Origin of the sequence: Vibrio sp. Of14-4 (assembly GCF_022347625.1) — a bacterium.
GTDB lineage: Bacteria > Pseudomonadota > Gammaproteobacteria > Enterobacterales > Vibrionaceae > Vibrio > Vibrio pristinus.
Genome location: NZ_JAKRGI010000002.1, coordinates 49,463 through 65,047, shown reverse-complemented (window position 1 = coordinate 65,047; position 15,585 = coordinate 49,463). Strand labels below are relative to the sequence as shown.

At 43.2% G+C, this 15,585-nt stretch carries 15 protein-coding genes; 13 read left to right on the top strand and 2 right to left on the bottom strand.

The window, feature by feature from the left end; translation table 11 throughout:
• Positions 1–7: 7 nt before the first annotated feature.
• Positions 8–640 (bottom strand): hypothetical protein, encoded by a 633-nt coding sequence (locus MHN79_RS02520; protein ID WP_239171578.1) that lies wholly within the window; start codon positions 638–640, stop codon positions 8–10.
• A 394-nt stretch (positions 641–1,034) separates the two neighbouring features.
• On the opposite strand from MHN79_RS02520, the gene MHN79_RS02515 reads away from it, so the two are divergent.
• The 5 genes from MHN79_RS02515 (at position 1,035) to MHN79_RS02495 (ending at position 8,112) form a co-directional block, all read left to right on the top strand.
• Positions 1,035–2,753, top strand: a complete 1,719-nt coding sequence (locus tag MHN79_RS02515) for a hypothetical protein (protein WP_239171577.1) — start codon at positions 1,035–1,037, stop codon at positions 2,751–2,753.
• A 112-nt stretch (positions 2,754–2,865) separates the two neighbouring features.
• The gene (locus MHN79_RS02510) at positions 2,866–3,768 is read left to right on the top strand and encodes a homocysteine S-methyltransferase family protein (protein WP_239171576.1); all 903 of its coding nucleotides are present in this window, start codon (positions 2,866–2,868) and stop codon (positions 3,766–3,768) included.
• The gene (locus tag MHN79_RS02505; RefSeq protein ID WP_239171575.1) at positions 3,755–5,290 is read left to right on the top strand and encodes a BCCT family transporter; all 1,536 of its coding nucleotides are present in this window, start codon (positions 3,755–3,757) and stop codon (positions 5,288–5,290) included. The genes MHN79_RS02510 and MHN79_RS02505 overlap by 14 nt, the downstream gene beginning before the upstream one ends.
• Before the next feature lie 96 nt (positions 5,291–5,386).
• On the top strand, positions 5,387–6,772 hold the full coding sequence (locus MHN79_RS02500) for a TldD/PmbA family protein (RefSeq protein ID WP_239171574.1): 1,386 nt from the start codon (positions 5,387–5,389) through the stop codon (positions 6,770–6,772).
• Complete coding sequence (locus MHN79_RS02495) at positions 6,772–8,112, top strand: TldD/PmbA family protein (RefSeq protein WP_239171573.1); 1,341 nt, start codon at positions 6,772–6,774, stop codon at positions 8,110–8,112. Before MHN79_RS02500 ends, MHN79_RS02495 begins: the two co-directional genes overlap by 1 nt.
• Before the next feature lie 72 nt (positions 8,113–8,184).
• Here MHN79_RS02495 and MHN79_RS02490 read toward each other — a convergent pair whose 3' ends face one another.
• On the bottom strand, positions 8,185–9,828 hold the full coding sequence (locus MHN79_RS02490) for a protein adenylyltransferase SelO family protein (RefSeq protein ID WP_239171572.1): 1,644 nt from the start codon (positions 9,826–9,828) through the stop codon (positions 8,185–8,187).
• A gap of 380 nt (positions 9,829–10,208) precedes the next feature.
• Between MHN79_RS02490 and MHN79_RS02485 the strand changes: the two genes are divergently transcribed.
• The 8 genes from MHN79_RS02485 (at position 10,209) to MHN79_RS02450 (ending at position 15,579) form a co-directional block, all read left to right on the top strand.
• Positions 10,209–11,300, top strand: a complete 1,092-nt coding sequence (locus MHN79_RS02485; RefSeq protein WP_239171571.1) for a methyl-accepting chemotaxis protein — start codon at positions 10,209–10,211, stop codon at positions 11,298–11,300.
• Between the two features lie 69 nt (positions 11,301–11,369).
• A complete protein-coding gene (locus MHN79_RS02480) occupies positions 11,370–11,585 on the top strand; it encodes a TIGR02450 family Trp-rich protein (RefSeq protein WP_239171782.1) in 216 nt (71 codons plus the stop codon).
• Between the two features lie 58 nt (positions 11,586–11,643).
• A complete protein-coding gene (locus MHN79_RS02475) occupies positions 11,644–11,961 on the top strand; it encodes a DUF4144 domain-containing protein (RefSeq protein WP_239171570.1) in 318 nt (105 codons plus the stop codon).
• Positions 11,962–12,101: 140 nt separating this feature from the next.
• Positions 12,102–12,920 carry an ABC transporter ATP-binding protein gene (locus MHN79_RS02470; RefSeq protein ID WP_239171569.1) on the top strand — a complete coding sequence of 273 codons (819 nt, stop codon included), beginning with the start codon at positions 12,102–12,104 and terminating at the stop codon, positions 12,918–12,920.
• A complete protein-coding gene (locus MHN79_RS02465) occupies positions 12,917–13,891 on the top strand; it encodes an ABC transporter substrate-binding protein (protein ID WP_239171568.1) in 975 nt (324 codons plus the stop codon). Before MHN79_RS02470 ends, MHN79_RS02465 begins: the two co-directional genes overlap by 4 nt.
• 9 nt (positions 13,892–13,900) lie before the next feature.
• Positions 13,901–14,905, top strand: a complete 1,005-nt coding sequence (locus MHN79_RS02460; protein ID WP_239171567.1) for an iron ABC transporter permease — start codon at positions 13,901–13,903, stop codon at positions 14,903–14,905.
• A 20-nt stretch (positions 14,906–14,925) separates the two neighbouring features.
• Positions 14,926–15,363 (top strand): hypothetical protein, encoded by a 438-nt coding sequence (locus tag MHN79_RS02455; protein WP_239171566.1) that lies wholly within the window; start codon positions 14,926–14,928, stop codon positions 15,361–15,363.
• 36 nt (positions 15,364–15,399) lie between these two features.
• The gene (locus MHN79_RS02450; RefSeq protein ID WP_152432552.1) at positions 15,400–15,579 is read left to right on the top strand and encodes a DUF1289 domain-containing protein; all 180 of its coding nucleotides are present in this window, start codon (positions 15,400–15,402) and stop codon (positions 15,577–15,579) included.
• Positions 15,580–15,585: the final 6 nt, after the last annotated feature.

Genomic DNA, 15,585 nt, shown 5'->3' with positions numbered 1-15,585 from the left:
CGGTTGTTCAAAATTTAAGGTTTAGTCTTTCTGAGTATGGATTTTTCTCACTGTTCGATGTATCACCGCGTGATAATATTAATGTTAAAGATTTGTTTCTATAACCATATGATATATTCTTCAAAAGATCAGAAATGAAGTTAATCTCATTTGCATAACCTGAGCGAATATCTCCTGTTGAAATCATTTTCTCTGTTTTTCTCATTACTCTTTTCGTATGGTTACTTATATTGACACTACGAGCATAATATTTATCTATTGACTCTGGCTTACTCAAAAAGTCAGATCTAAGCCTTTGTAGCTTATCTACTGTTCTAATCAGGCTTTCAACTATATCAATCAGCTCAGACCTGGAGTCCTCATCGCGAGGAGAGCTATATAGGAACTCACGATTGATGTCAGATGTAATATTTTGTAGCCTTCCTCTAACCTTATTGAGTGTCATGTATACTGCGGTAATATCACCATCATAACCCTGTGGCATGTTATTTTGGTCATAGATAACATTATTTTCTAAATAAATTTTGAAAATATCCTCATGCGTCAAGGATGATGTATTTTGACCTGCTAGCTTACTCTCAGAAAGAACGTTGGAAGAAATAGCCAGTAAACCTAAAGCCACAAATATTGATTTTTTCATTATCTAAACCTTTTTAGCAAGAAATATTATACATGTAACAACCATTTCATATGAAACTATTAATTGTATGATCTTAATCTCATATTTAATGTGTATTTAATTGTTATTTGTATCATTACTCTTTATGTGTTTTTTATCAAGCATTTTATATAGATAAGGAATGTATTTTTATTATATTTACCATTAATATCTTAATTGAACATAATGTTTCTTTCTCTTTTTATTTTTATCGTTGCAATTATAAGAGTAGGAAGTATCCGACTATATGACGAAGTCCTGTTACTGACCAAACTCCCGATATCCTATTGAGATAAAGCAAACAAGGTTCAGTTTTCTGAATTCTGGCTAGGATATAGTCTTTTTTGCGTCTACTTGATTGATAATAAGGCTGTTTATGTTTGATTCGATTCCGATACGTTCACTTGTTTTGGTTTCATTAATTGCCAGTAATATGGTGTGTGCAGCGAGCGCTTATACGCCATATGTGATTGATGATGAGATGGTAAAAAGGCAAGTTTCTTTATCTCCCAATAAGGAGCCTAAAGCTCCCAGTCCATCTGATTATGGGTTTGGTCCGGATGGGCGATTTTATCACCCAAAGGAAGCGCCAAGTTCTCATCAGGCCCAGCCATTTGAAGGCCAGTTGGACTATTGGGATACACAAAGCTATCAGCATAATATGACGGTTGAAGCCTATTATCCGATTACCGTTGAGCCTTTTCATACTTGGCAAAATATGGTGGATTTTGATGGCAAGCGCTACTTATATCAGTATGTCAGAGGTGACCTAAAAATCTTTGATGTGACTAACCCTAAAGATGTGCGTTTGCTACTAACCAAAGGTCATACTTGGGGGAAATCTGGCCCTGGAGAGCTGCAGTCTCCTTTCAAAGACGGAGAAATGATGGGCGCAGCCTCGATTCAATGGAGTGAGTCTGAGCAAAGTTATGTGATGGTGCAAGCCTATGAGGTAAGGCGCTTTGGCTTGCTTAAGGATAAGTATCGTAGTCCAGAACAAGTTAAAGCTATTCGGCAAAGTCAGCATTTAAAAGGTTTTAAGGTATACAGCATGAAAGGGCCCATGCCGGAAGATTGGACTTTGCTTGCTGAGCGCACCACAGATATTCTTCACCCAGATGCGCCAGTTGGTCAACAGCAAGGCTCTGGTGTACGCGATATCCCAGTGTATTATGGTGACGGCGTTATGTATCTTGCTGCAGCCCCAGATAAACGATATGCCCTAACTGAATATGCCAACGATCTTTATAGCGCTGGATATCAGGCGTGGGATATGTCGGATCCTCGCAACCCTCGTTTGCTCGATATGCTGTCGGTTCCGGGCCAAATTGTTGGTGACGCTGAGCATGAAAAGGCGTATCAAGATAATCCGAGAGCAGGTAACCGCACGTCGTGGATGGGCGCTCGTATGTCCTTATTTTTGAGTGATAAAGATGCGGACTATGCCTATGCAGCTATGGGTGGATTAGGTTTTTATGTGGTCGATATCCGTGACCCTAGTCAGATGAAGGTCGTAGGACATGTGAACTTTCCACCGAGTGTAGCAGGCACAGAAGGGGATTTTATTGATGTGTCTCAAGTCCAGGAAACGGGTCTAGTATACTACAGCGGCTATCCACTCAATGAAGACTGTTATGAGCCTTATAAGGACGTTTATATCATCGATGTATCAGAGCCCAGTAGTCCGGCGGTAAAAGGAGTCCTCCCTCGTCCTATGCCGCCAAAAGAGGCAGACTTTAAAGACTATTGTCAGCGCCGAGGCAGCTTTGGTCCCAAACGAACAGGAGCCTACCATCAGCCAGGCACGGCCCAATCTGGTTTGCTGCCTTACAACTTCTACAATGCTGGCCTACAAGTGTTTGATGTTTCTAAGCCAAATGAAGCGTCTGTCGTAGCTTATTTTGTACCGCCTTTTGCACCAGACAAAGTGGTTGACTATGCCATGGGCAATTTATCTCATTCTGTCTATGTTGAGTACGACCGAAACCTATTTTGGCTCTTCACAAACCATGGCTTCTATGTCTTGTCGAGCCAAGTGCTAGGAGAGCCTAGTTTCCAAGCACCGAGGAAACCATGGCCTATTAAAGGAGAATAACGGCATACTCAACATGAAAATTATTCATGTTGAGTATGAAGAAAACTAACTTTAACTTGCGTACTGTTATGGTTTAATGATTATTTGGATGTTAAGACGTATGGATGTCTGAATGGTTAAGCTTACAATATTAGATGGCGGAATGGGGCGCGAGTTAAAACGCATTGGCGCGCCCTTTTCTCAGCCCTTGTGGAGTGCGCAAGCACTAATCGAATCACCAAAGCATGTCAAACAAGCTCATCATGGTTTTATTGATGCAGGCGCACAAATCATAACCGTCAATAGTTATGCTTGTGTGCCTTTCCATTTAGGTGAAACGCTTTATGCGGAAAAAGGATATGCGTTGGCTCAGCAAGCCGCGCAGCTTGCCCGAGAAGTGGAACAAGAGTCAGATAAAGAAGTGCTGGTCGCTGGAGCAATCCCACCAGCTTTTGGGTCTTATCGTCCAGACTTATTCGATGCGAAAAGAGCACAGGCAATCACATCTCATTTAGTCGATGCTCAGCAGCAATATGTGGACGTTTGGTTGGCAGAAACGGTTGCAAGCCTTGGCGAAATGAGGGTGATTACGCAAGTGTTATCTAACACAGATAAGCCCGTATACATCTCTTTTACCCTGCAGGATGAGACTGACCAGTCACCATGCCTTCGTTCTGGAGAACCAGTTTCTGACGCAGTTTCTGAGCTGCTGGATAAAAATGTAGCAGGTATCTTCTTTAACTGCTCAATACCTGAAGTGATCGAACATGCTATCCAAGAAGTGAATCAAGTAATAGAGCAAACCGGTAAAGCGCTCATTATTGGCGCGTATGCCAACAGCTTTGCGCCAATTAAATCTGATCATCAAGCCAACGAGTCTTTACAAGAGATGAGGTATTTCTCACCTTCGGAATACCTTGAATATGCGCAAAAATGGTATCAACTGGGCGCGAGTATCATTGGGGGTTGTTGTGGTATCGAGCCAAGCCACATCCAAGCATTAGCAAACTGGAGAGATAGCCTTGAAAAATCTTAACTTAGGACTGGCTATCCCCGCGATTGTAACCGTTTTATTGATTTTGCTGGTTTCATCGCTGTACCCAGAGCAAGCTCAGGGATTAGCGGGTAATGCGATGACTTTTGTTACTGATTGGTTTGGCTGGTTGGTACAACTGAGCAGCCTTGCGCTGGTTGGTTTTTTGCTATGGTTAGCGTTCTCAAAATACGGAAATATTCGCTTGGGTGACGATAAGCCTGAATACTCCAATTTCTCTTATGGAGGAATGATATTTACCGCAGGTGTGGGGGCCTCTTTAATTTATTGGGGAATTGGCGAACCCATGTATTATCTACAATCACCTCCTCTTTTTGCAGACGCCAATAGTTACAGCGCTGCAGCCTGGTCTGTTACCTATTCTATTTTTCATTGGGGGATCACTGGCTGGGCGATTTATTGTTTCCCTGCGATTCCGTTTGCTTATGCCTTTTACGTCAAAAAGCAACGAACCTTGAAGCTTTCTACCCTGTGTGAACCAGTACTAGGTCGCAATAAATTCATTGCTAAATGTATCGATTTACTGGCGATTTTTGGCACCTTATCGGCTTTCGCCAGCTCATTGGCATTGACGGTTACTCTGCTTAGCGCCGGCGCTGCTCAGTTATTAGGCGTTGAGAACAACCTCGTTTTACAAGGCAGTATAATATTGGTGTTCGTGCTGGTTCTTTTTGCTGTTACCTTGGTAGGATTTAATAAAGGAATCAATAAGGTATCGGACTATACTGTGATATCGGCGATTATTTTCGCTCTATTTGTTCTGTTCTCGTCCAATGTACAATTTATTTTGAATAACTTCACCGACTCTGTTGGTGTAATGCTTGATAGTTTTTTCCGTATGTCACTTTGGACAGACCCGGTACAGCAAAGTGGTTTTCCGCAAGCTTGGACCCAGTATTATTGGTTTTGGTATTACGCTTATCTGATCATGATGGGCTTATTCATTACCCGCATATCCCGAGGTCGTACGATACGCGAAGTTATTCTTTATTCTATTTCCATGGGCTCTTTGGGCTGTGCGTTCTTTATCTCTATTTTTGGTGGTTATGCGGTTTGGGCTCAGTTATTGGGGGGGTATCCAATCCAAGACTGGATGGGTGAAGGCGGGCTCACTTTTGCCGTTGTCTCTTTAATTCAAACACTGCCAGCTAAGAACTTGGTTCTTGTTCTGTTTTTGATTATCCAATTCTTTTTAATGCTGACGACGATGTCGAGTGCGAGTGTTGCTACCTCTATGCTGACGACTAACCAGCTGTCGTTAAATGGAGACCCAGATATTAAGGTTAAGCTTCTTTGGGCAGCAGCCATTGCCTTGATTAGCTTTAGCGTGTTTCTAACCGGAGGAGGCATCAATACCATAAAATCGCTTTGTGTGGTGGCCGGGCTTCCTATGATGTTTATTTATGGCATATTGATTAAACAAATCATGATGGAACTTAAGGGTAAAAGCGAGCTAAGGGAGCCTCTCGCGCAGCCATTAGTATCTAAAAAGTTGATCGCCTAGCGTTAAGAAATATCAAGAATCAGACCAAGAGTAGAGGCAGTGAGGGGCGGTTCTTGTTAAGATGAAATGTATCAGTGCAGTCGCCTAGGAGATTTCATGCTTAACCCTGTCACAGCCAAAGCCGTCATTGATCATGCCCTATTCTTGGGTGCTGATTTTGCCGAGCTATTCGTTGAACATCATCAGACGAATACGGTTCAAGTTGCTTCAAGTGAGGTAGATAAAGTCAATTCGGGTATCGATTTTGGTATCGGTATCCGGCTTTTTTATGGCCCAAAAGTCCTGTATGGCTACACCAACAGTACGGATGAAACCGAATTAAAGCGCGTTACGTCTTTGCTTGCAGCCAAAGATAAACGTGAGCAAATTGCCTCAGCAGGAGAGTTAAATTTACACCCTTACTCAGTTCAACATGGCTGTACAATGCCTCTTAGCCAAGATGCGAATCTCGATGCGAAAATTGCCTTTTTGCTGGATGCAGATCGAGCAGCGCGTGAAGAAAGTGAATGTATTAGCCAGTTTATCGGTAGCGTCCTTCAACGTGAGCAGAAAGTCGCTATCTTCAACTCAGATGGCTTACAAGTGGATGATACTCGTCACTATATTCGCATCGCAGGTAATACTGTTGCGCAAAAAGGCGGCGAGCAAACATCTGGCTCTGAAGGCCCCGGCGCTCTATCAGGTTGGGAATTTAGTCAGCATTTGGATGCGAAAGAGCTTGGGCAAACTATTGCTCAGCAAGCCTTGGTGAAATTAGGTGCAGACGCGTGTCCATCGGGTGAGATGCCGGTGGTAATTGGTAATGGTTTCGGCGGTGTGATTTTCCATGAGGCCTGTGGTCACTTGCTTGAAACCACAGCCGTTGCCAAGAAAGCCTCTGTATTTCATGACAAAATGGGCGAGATGATTGCACACTCTGCGGTGAGTGCGGTTGATGATGGCACTATGACCAACGAATGGGGATCAATTCATATTGACGACGAAGGCATGCCGACGCAGCGTACCCAGCTAATTAAAGATGGTCAATTGACCAGTTTTATGGTTGATAAAATGGGCAGTCTAAAAACAGGTTATCAACCAACGGGTTCTGGTCGTCGCCAAAACTACAAGTTTGCCCCAGCTTCACGGATGAGAAATACCTTTATCGAAGCGGGCAGTCATTCTCTTGATGATATGTTTGCTGGTATAGAGCGAGGTATTTACGCCAAAAAAATGGGAGGAGGGTCAGTTCAACCCGGTACTGGAGAGTTCAACTTTGCGGTGAGGGAAGCTTACTTGATTGAAAATGGCAAAGTGACCAAACCCCTCAAAACGGCGACCCTAATCAGTACGGGACCGAAAGTACTTAAAGAAATCAGTATGGTTGGTCAAGACATGGCTTTGGCACCGGGCATGTGTGGTTCGGTCAGTGGCTCTGTTCCTACCACAGTTGGCCAGCCTTCGCTTAAAGTGGACAATATTTTGGTTGGAGGTGGCAACTGATGAGCCAAGAACAACTTCTTAAGTCAGTGGATTACGTGTTATCTAAAGCCAAGGAACATGGCGCGGAAGCGGATGTGATTGTCAGTCGTAACAGCAGTTTTTCTCTAAAAGCAAACCAAGGCCAACTTGATGAGTATAAGGTAAGCTCTAGCCAAGTTATGGGTGTACGCGTTATCAAACAAGCACGCGTGGCGACCAGTTATTCCGAATCATTGGAGCCATCTAGTTTAGATTCGATGTTGGCTAATGCGTTAGAAAGCGCACGATTTGCCAAGCAAGATGAGCATCAAACCATCGCTTGTACCGATAGCCAGATTGAAACTGACGTAGCCGAGCTGGCACAGCAAGACACAACATCAGTCGATGAAAAAATTGAACTAGCCCTTGGGTTAGAGCAAAACCTTATCGATAAGTCGGAAGGCGTCAGTTCCCCTTACAATGGCTATAGCGATGAGGAAGTCGAGCTTATTGTAGCGAATACTAAAGGCAGCTTGTGTCAGCACTTTGAACGCTCGTTTAGTTGCTATGCCTATGCCTTGTTTGAGCAAAATGGTAAACAAGCCATGGCGGGCAAAATGTCGGTCGGTCGACGCTTCGCTGATTTAAATTCGAACTTATGTGTTGACGAAGGCTATCGTCTAGCCCAAGAGCTACTGGATGGTGCTTCAGTGGCAACCGGAAATTATTCTGTTGTGTTCACTATTAACGCCCTTAGCAGTTTATTTGGTGCTTTCGCTAGTGCTTTTTCTGGTGTGAGTGCAATGAAAGGCGTGACGCCGCTTGCCGACAAAGTTGGACATACGGTTGCCAGCGAACTAATTTCTCTGTCAGATGTGGCTTATATGCCGAGCGGTATGGCGATTTCGGGCTTTGATAGCGAAGGTTTTGCTACCCAAGATAACATCTTGATTGCAAATGGCGAGCTGAAAACCTTACTGCATAATAGTCATAGCGCAAGCTATCTAGGAGTTAAATCGACGGCAAGCGCTGCGCGAGGGGCGAAATCCAGTTTGGATGTTTCGGCTAATCACAAAGTGATTGCACTTGGTCGTAGTAGCCTTGCTGAAGTCCAGTCCGGTGAATATCTCGAACTTGTAGAGCTGCAAGGTGTTCATTCTGGCGCTGATGTTGTCAGTGGCGATTTTTCGTTTGGCGCTAGTGGTTTTTTGTGTCGTGATGGGCAGCGTATTCAACCGGTGCGTGGAATAACTGTGGCTGGTAACTTCTACAAGATGTTAGCTGAAGTGGATGCTGTAGGGGATACACAAATGAACAATGATAGTCATACCTTCTTTGCACCAGACATTCGGTTCGCTCGATTAAGTATCGGCGGTAAATAAATCCGGAACTTTGAGAGAGGACTGGCTGAGTCCTCTCTCGTTCGCCTATAAATTGGAAAGCTATACATAGTCTTAAGATGAGCAACTGTAGTGAGAAACGCCGCCAGAGGCAAAAAACTCTAGCGGTCTTAAGCGATAGTACTTTTCCTCTACCTGTGATGATTGCTCGCCATAAGGATCTTGGAGTACTTGTTCTAACTCATGAATAAGTGAATAATCCCCTTGCTCTGCTTGTTGATAGGCAGGCACAATCAGCCATTCTCGCCATGTATACTTGGGATTTACTTTTTTCATCTGATCCGACGCAGATTCAGGACTTGAAGTGGAAAGAACCTTATCTCGCCATGAAGATAACCATCGCTGCCATTCATTAAGGATTTCTTCACTTGGCTTGGCGTAGAAGCTCGGCTCAATACCTGAGACGTCACCTGGAATATGACAAAGCTCGCGGAATAAGATGGTGTAGTCGACATGAGTTTTCATCATCAGAGTAATAAGTTGATTGAAAAGAGCATTGTCGAATGTTTCCCAGCCAAGTTTGTCGGCCCACATCTGACTGACTTTATCCTGCATCATTGGCGAAAAGCCTTCACAAATATCGTCCAATTGCTCCTCTTGCTCTGGTGAAGAGTGCAACAGTGGCTTAAGTGCGGCGCAGAAGGTTTCAAAGTTTTTTTCTGCAGCTAGGGGTTGATTTAGAAAGGCGAAATGGTTTCCACCGCCTGTCCATGGTTGGAAATAAGGCTCAAAGTATTCACAAAAACCGAATGGTCCGTAATCTAGAGTGAAGCCTCCTGCTGCGCAGTTGTCACTGTTGAAGTTACCTTGGCAATAGCCAACACGAATCCAATTAGTGACAAGAGAGGTTAATCTCTCTCGAAATTTATCGGCAAGAATAACGACCTTCTGTGTGAGTGGCAGTGAGTGCTCAATCTCGTCTCGATATTCTCGCTCTATGATATGCAGCACTATCATCTCGAGTTCTTTCATGACATCAGCATCGGTGAGGCTGCGAGCACGACGACTAAAGAGCTCAAGCTGACCAACTCGTAAGAAAGAAGGCGCGACTCGCGTGGTAATCGCGACGGGGTTAGACACCATGATGTCGGGGTTATCTGAGCGAGTACCTTCACTATACCATGGTCGGTCGACAGTGTCGGTTCGAGATACAAAAAGGCATAAGGAACGAGATGAGGGTATCCCTAAAGCATGCATGTATTCTTGAGCAAGATATTCTCGCACACTTGAGCGAAGTACTGCTCTACCATCGGCCCCTCGACAATAAGGCGTTGGACCACCGCCTTTCAGTTGCATTTCCCAGCGCTTATTATTCAATACGCCTTCAAATACTGAAATGGCTCGCCCGTCACCGTAACCATTACCGGTTCCAAATGGGCACTGTTGTATGTATTCGGTACCGAAGATCGAGAGTGCATAACCCGTTGCCCAGCCGATATTTTTCATCGCCTCTGGCACATGATTCATGTCGCCGGAAAAAAGGTGTTTGAACTCTTCTGACTTTGCTAGTTTGTCACTGAGGCCTAGTTCTTTAAAAAACGTCTTACTGTGACTGATGTAAACAGGATCAGCAATCGGAGAAGGTTTGACTGGCACATAGTGCCCAGACAGCACCTGTCTTGGCAGATGATCCTCACCACTGCTTGTTGCATCTGGATCTGCGTGTAGAGTGTTGAGCAAAGAGTAGTCTGCGTTCATAGCAAAGTCCTCCATATTTTTTTTGAAATGCGGTGCTTCAGTGCCATTTGTTTTAGTCACAACTTTCATGCTCCAGCCAATAACTTTATTAATCAGTCATAATACGTTCTTTTAAAAAAAACGCATCAATGATTGATATCAAAATTGGGTGTAGGTTGTGTGGTTGGCGACTTTCTTTTTCTATTCTGTCAGCACCTTAAGACTCGCCGAACGTCTGAATGAAATTGTAGGGAGGGCCATAATCAGATAAAGATACTCTGGTTTTACTGCATTCACTAATTACTTAACTATCATTAACAATGTGCATTGGTCATTTCTCGATCCAGTTGTGCGACAACACTTTATTTTATTTTATTTTTAAAGCCACGGATTTAAACACTATGATTTGGACATCAAAACTAAAGCAAAAAAATCAAGAACTTCAAGATAAAATCGACGAACTTGAGTTGAAATACCAAGCCTCTTTGGAAGATATTCAGGCCTTAAAATCTGATTTGGAAGAGAAAGGCACATCACAGCAACAAATAGGTTTCTCGTCTCAAGTACTGCCACTATTAGTTGGAAGTAGTGATTTGATAGATAGAATAAGAAACGGTTTGGCAGATTCTGCAACTGAACTTGAACATGAAACAAGGGTATTGGAAGACGTTGGTGGTACGTTTAATGAAGCAGAAAGAGCGTTGGCTAAATTGTCTGAGAGCGCCCTTCATATTCGAGAACAATCATCAAATAGCATGAGATCTGCAGAAACTCTTTCTGATACAGCTTCTAACATTAGTCACTTAGTAGGCGCAATACAAGAAATATCCGAACAAACGAACCTCCTGGCACTAAATGCCGCTATTGAGGCTGCGAGGGCTGGCGAAGCAGGACGTGGGTTTGCAGTCGTTGCTGATGAAGTAAGAACTCTTGCGGAAAAAGCGAATAAATCAAGTGAAGAGATTGAAGCACTAGTGAAAGCTATTTTGGCACAGTCTTCTGAAATTAAACAATCAATTCAGAATGATGCTCGGAGTGTAGAACAAGTTGTAATATCTTCGGACGCAATACGTTCATCGCTCAATGAGGTACTTGAAAGCTCAGAAAATATGAAGCGAGTAATTTATGATAAGGCTTCGAGAGCATTTCTGGATACTGTAAAAATGGACCATATGGTATGGAAAAATGCGATATACAAACAAGTGGTTAACGAAGACTATGATACTCAAGTTAACAAACATACTGAATGCCGTCTTGGAAAGTGGTATTTCGAAGGTAAAGGACAACAGTTATATAGTCACCTGAATAATTTCAAGTCTCTTGACGCTCCCCATAAACAAGTTCATGAGTCAGGCAGATTAGCACTTGAGTCAGGAAAAGCAGGTGATACACAAGCTATGTTCAAACATCTAAACACTATGGAAGCGGCGAGTGAAGAAGTCGTCGCTTTATTAGAACGGTTGATTGAGGACATCAATGAAAGCAAAACGTAAGCGTTCTGATCTATGGTCACCCTAGATAAGTATAAACAACTGATCGTACTAAATTTTGATAACTATACAATGAATAGAATTAACCCCGCTAAGCTTGCCAATAGTAAATGGACAGCTGTTACTCCCTTAAAACGAGAAAAACATTTTTTGGTGACAGACGCTGAATATGATGAGGAAGGTAGGGTTGTCTCTTGCACCCTGCAAGCGATTCTTTCAAAAAATGACTATCTTATCGATTGGCGTGATTTGAAAGATGTAAGCCAGTGGCAATATGGTTGGAAGTAGTCTTGATAGCCGTTAAATGATAAATTCAATCGCTAACAGCAGTAAGTAAGACATTATTATGGTGCAATGGCCCTGTATATTTAAACTTGAAGGGGATTGTGAGCTGATTTTTCTCGCCAGCGAACAAGCTTTATCTAGCGAACTTGACGGTCTGATTTTTAGCTCGTCCGATTGTCTGATTGACGGCCTTGGCCAAACCTATCAAGTCAAATCCTGTCGACCTGGCTATACACTTGAATCACGGGATCGAACGCTCTCGCTTGCGAATGTTACTGAGCTGATTCAGGAGCACCAGTTTGCTCAAGCCGAAGTGTGTCTTACGAAGATCCAGTTCACTTCGATTGCTGAGGCTATCAACTCTATAGTGGTGTTGTAGCGAGAAGTTGCCAATGCTGGTCTCACCTTACGCCCACACTTCGATAAGATGGTTTGGCTTTATTTGTAACTAACAATAGAATCACTTAACTAGCTTGTGTTATGTTATAACGTATCCAAAGTGGTTAAAGTTGTGATGTAATGGAAAATCTGAATTCACCCATTCTATCAATCAAGCATCTTTACGTTGACGGTCCTGATCACTGGCGAGCTGTTTCAGATGTTACCTTCGATGTTTATTCAGGTGAATGTGTGGCTATTATTGGTCCGAATGGTAGCGGAAAGTCAAGCCTGCTTAAAGCTATCGTGCAAGAATATCGAAGTGTTTCTGGCTCTATTGAAGTCTCAGGTCAGCGTATTGAGTGCTTGCATCGGCAAGATATGGCCAAACGTATTGCTTTGGTTGCTCAGCATGAACATGTTGATCCACGAATGAGAGTGACTGAGTACGTGGGTTTGGGGCGGTTACCACATCGCTTTTGTTGCACTAATAAAGAGCATGATAGGGCCATAACACAAGCCATAGAAGATGTTGGCCTCGCTCATAAAAGTCAAATGTATTTTGGACAGCTGTCCGGAGGAGAGCAGCAAAAAGCCAGCATTGCTCGTGCTTTCGCTCAAGAACCTAGAATTTTGCTTCTTGATGAGCCTACTAATCATCTCGATCCATTGGCCCGTCTTGAATTGTTAGCGCTTATAAAGAAAAAAAACGTCGCGTCAGTTGCGGTGTTGCATGATTTGCCTTTGGTCACTCCTTTTGCTGACAAAGTGCTACTTATGTCCGAGCAAAAAATGTCGGCATATGGGGCGCCAGATATCTTATTACAAGATGAGTTTATGACGCCTGTTTTTGGTTTACGCGTTATTCCACTTAAGCACCCCAACATCGATTGCACCATTCATCATTTTGAAGCCGCGTCATCTAACCATTATTCAACCTCAATAGGAGCTCAGCTATGAAACGGCTTTTCGGTTTTGCCCCCTCTTTGTTGTTTTTTTTGCCATTGTCTATCGCGTTTGCGAAAAGCACCGTTTACCCTGTCACAATCGATAATTGTGGAAACCCATTGATCATTGAACAGCGTCCCTCACGCGCTGTCATCCACGATATCAATATGTCGGAAATGGCCTTCTCCCTTGGTTTGCAAAAGGATATAGTTGGTGTCACTGGTATCACGGGCTGGTATAAAATGTCACCTTCTTTTAAGCAGCAGTTAGGAAAGATTCCAGAGCTTGCTCCCAAATACCCATCACTTGAAACACTTATCGCTTCAAAAGCGGATTTCTTTTTTGCCGGATGGAATTATGGGATGAAGGTTGGCGGCGATGTTACTCCAGAAACGCTCAAGCCATACAAAATAGATACACTGGTTCTTAGTGAAAGCTGTAGCCATACGATAAGTTCTCAGCAAGCTGCGAGTATGGACCTTTTGTATGATGATGTTAAAAAACTAGGTGTCATATTTGATGTACAAGACAAAGCCGATCATTTGATTGCGTCTTGGAAAGCACGTATTGAGAAAGTCAGTGAGGGTAATCCAGCGAAAAGCCATTCTCCCGTAAAAGTGTTCTTATATGATTCCGGACAGGATAAACCTTTCACGGCTGGTAAATACGCTATGCCAAATGCTCTTATTGAAGCTGCTGGTGGCACCAATGTGACAAGTAACATGTCTGCTGGCTGGGCGACAACGTCATGGGAAAGTGTTGCTCAAATGAATCCAGATGTGATCATTTTGCTTGATTATCAAGGTGCGAATGGCGCCAACTCACTGCAACGTTTTTTGGAAGCTCATCCACTCATGAAGTATACCAACGCGGTTAAGTCAGCTCGCTATGTTCGACTGAGATATGAGCAGCTTACCCCTGGCCCTGCCAATATTGAAGCCATTGAAAAACTGGCCGAAGTACTCCGACCTAAGTATTTCTAAGTCTGTTTGGTGATAGTCGTGGTTAAATATCTACTCGCATGGCTTGTTGGAGTTTTTGCGCTGGTGACCGCTTTTATGCTCAGCATTAAGTTTGGCTCAGTAACGTTATCATTCTCAGACTTAGTATCGGCTTTGGCTGAGCTTAGCCGAGATGAACTAAGTATTACCAGTCGTATTCTGGTCGACATTCGATTGCCAAGAGCGATACTCGCTATTATTGCCGGAGCTGGTCTAGCTATGGTTGGTGGTTTACTGCAAACATCGACTCAAAATGACTTAGCTGATCCTTTCTTGTTTGGGTTGTCGTCAGGTGCATCAGTTGGTGCTGTCTTAATCCTCACTCAGTTTGGCGATGCATTGGGTATATGGTCACTGCCTATTGCTGCTTTCACAGGTGGGATTGTATCGGCTGCTGCTGTTATTTCTCTTTTTACGATACAAAAGAGGAAAGGGGGAAATAACCTCATATTGTGCGGTTTGGCCATTTCTTTCTTATTTGGCGCTTTGACGAGCTTTTTGATTTACTCAGGTGACCAGCGCGCAGCCAGCTCGATTCTATTTTGGACTATGGGGGGATTAGGCCTTGCCCGCTGGGAGAATATCGGCTTTGCAGCTTGTGGTGTACTTGCTGTCTTGGTATTAGTTTTTAAACGTTGTCGACAACTTGATACCTTGTTGGTCAGTGAACAAACTACTCGTTCTCTAGGCATCAACGTACATCGTCTTAAAAGCGAAATTTTTTTCTGTTGCGCACTTTGCACTGCTTCAATTGTGTCACTGACTGGTGTGATTGGCTTTATCGGGCTTATGGTTCCTCATCTTGTGCGCCCGTTTTCAAGTGTGACACATAAGCAGTCCATTCCTTTGATCGCGCTATGGGGGGCGGTCATTTTACTTTTTGGTGATTTGATCAGTAGAACTGTTCTCGCACCACAAGAATTACCTGTTGGTATAGTTACCGCGGCTTTAGGTGGTTTGTTCGTACTTTACCGTGTGGGGTACCAAAAATCATAAATGTGTTATGGATGAATATTATGAAAGATGTAAAAGGCGTATTTAGAAACTTAGAGAAAATGCTGGAACAAGCCAGTTGGTTTGATCATGGTTGGGAGATCTATAATCGTGGAAGCTACCTCCAGCTCTACAAAGAGAATTGGTGTAACCACAACCAAGGTGGTATTCATTTTGAAACTTTTATTGAAGGACCACAAATTAAGCAGAAATCTTTTCCTGTTTGTATGCACGCAGAGGAAGACTGCCCATCTCAGTCTGAATTTATCCGTCAATTTCTACAGTTTGAACAAGAGCGTATTGTCAGTTGGAAAGGATATAAAGTTTTGACAAGCAGTTATGGAATCTGTCAGCGCACTTTACCACTTAATTTTAAAAATTTGGAACAACGTATCTTTGAGGAGTTTAACCGACTGCGCACACTAGAAGTGAGTATCGATCAGGTACTCTCAAATGTGTAGCCTCAGAGTGATGAACATATAAACATAGGTGTAATGATGAAAAAGAATAAAAGTCCATGTATTGATATTTGTGAGTTTTCTGGACCTAAAGGATGGTGTATTGGTTGCGGTCGCACCAGAGATGAATGTCAAAAATGGAAAACACTCAAACCCTATGCTTTGAATATTTTATGCAAGGAACTCGATAGGAGAATGGCACAAATAAAGCAAAATTAGATTGGA

What these genes read in the sequence shown, in the direction of transcription:
- MHN79_RS02520 (WP_239171578.1), bottom strand. Translation starts at nt 640, where the DNA reads ATGAAAAAATCAATATTTGTGGCTTTAGGTTTACTGGCTATTTCTTCC.
- MHN79_RS02515 (WP_239171577.1), top strand. Translation starts at nt 1,035, where the DNA reads ATGTTTGATTCGATTCCGATACGTTCACTTGTTTTGGTTTCATTAATT.
- MHN79_RS02510 (WP_239171576.1), top strand. Translation starts at nt 2,866, where the DNA reads ATGGTTAAGCTTACAATATTAGATGGCGGAATGGGGCGCGAGTTAAAA.
- MHN79_RS02500 (WP_239171574.1), top strand. Translation starts at nt 5,387, where the DNA reads ATGCTTAACCCTGTCACAGCCAAAGCCGTCATTGATCATGCCCTATTC.
- MHN79_RS02495 (WP_239171573.1), top strand. Translation starts at nt 6,772, where the DNA reads ATGAGCCAAGAACAACTTCTTAAGTCAGTGGATTACGTGTTATCTAAA.
- MHN79_RS02490 (WP_239171572.1), bottom strand. Translation starts at nt 9,828, where the DNA reads ATGAACGCAGACTACTCTTTGCTCAACACTCTACACGCAGATCCAGAT.
- MHN79_RS02485 (WP_239171571.1), top strand. Translation starts at nt 10,209, where the DNA reads ATGATTTGGACATCAAAACTAAAGCAAAAAAATCAAGAACTTCAAGAT.
- MHN79_RS02480 (WP_239171782.1), top strand. Translation starts at nt 11,370, where the DNA reads ATGAATAGAATTAACCCCGCTAAGCTTGCCAATAGTAAATGGACAGCT.
- MHN79_RS02475 (WP_239171570.1), top strand. Translation starts at nt 11,644, where the DNA reads ATGGTGCAATGGCCCTGTATATTTAAACTTGAAGGGGATTGTGAGCTG.
- MHN79_RS02470 (WP_239171569.1), top strand. Translation starts at nt 12,102, where the DNA reads ATGGAAAATCTGAATTCACCCATTCTATCAATCAAGCATCTTTACGTT.
- MHN79_RS02465 (WP_239171568.1), top strand. Translation starts at nt 12,917, where the DNA reads ATGAAACGGCTTTTCGGTTTTGCCCCCTCTTTGTTGTTTTTTTTGCCA.
- MHN79_RS02455 (WP_239171566.1), top strand. Translation starts at nt 14,926, where the DNA reads ATGAAAGATGTAAAAGGCGTATTTAGAAACTTAGAGAAAATGCTGGAA.
- MHN79_RS02450 (WP_152432552.1), top strand. Translation starts at nt 15,400, where the DNA reads ATGAAAAAGAATAAAAGTCCATGTATTGATATTTGTGAGTTTTCTGGA.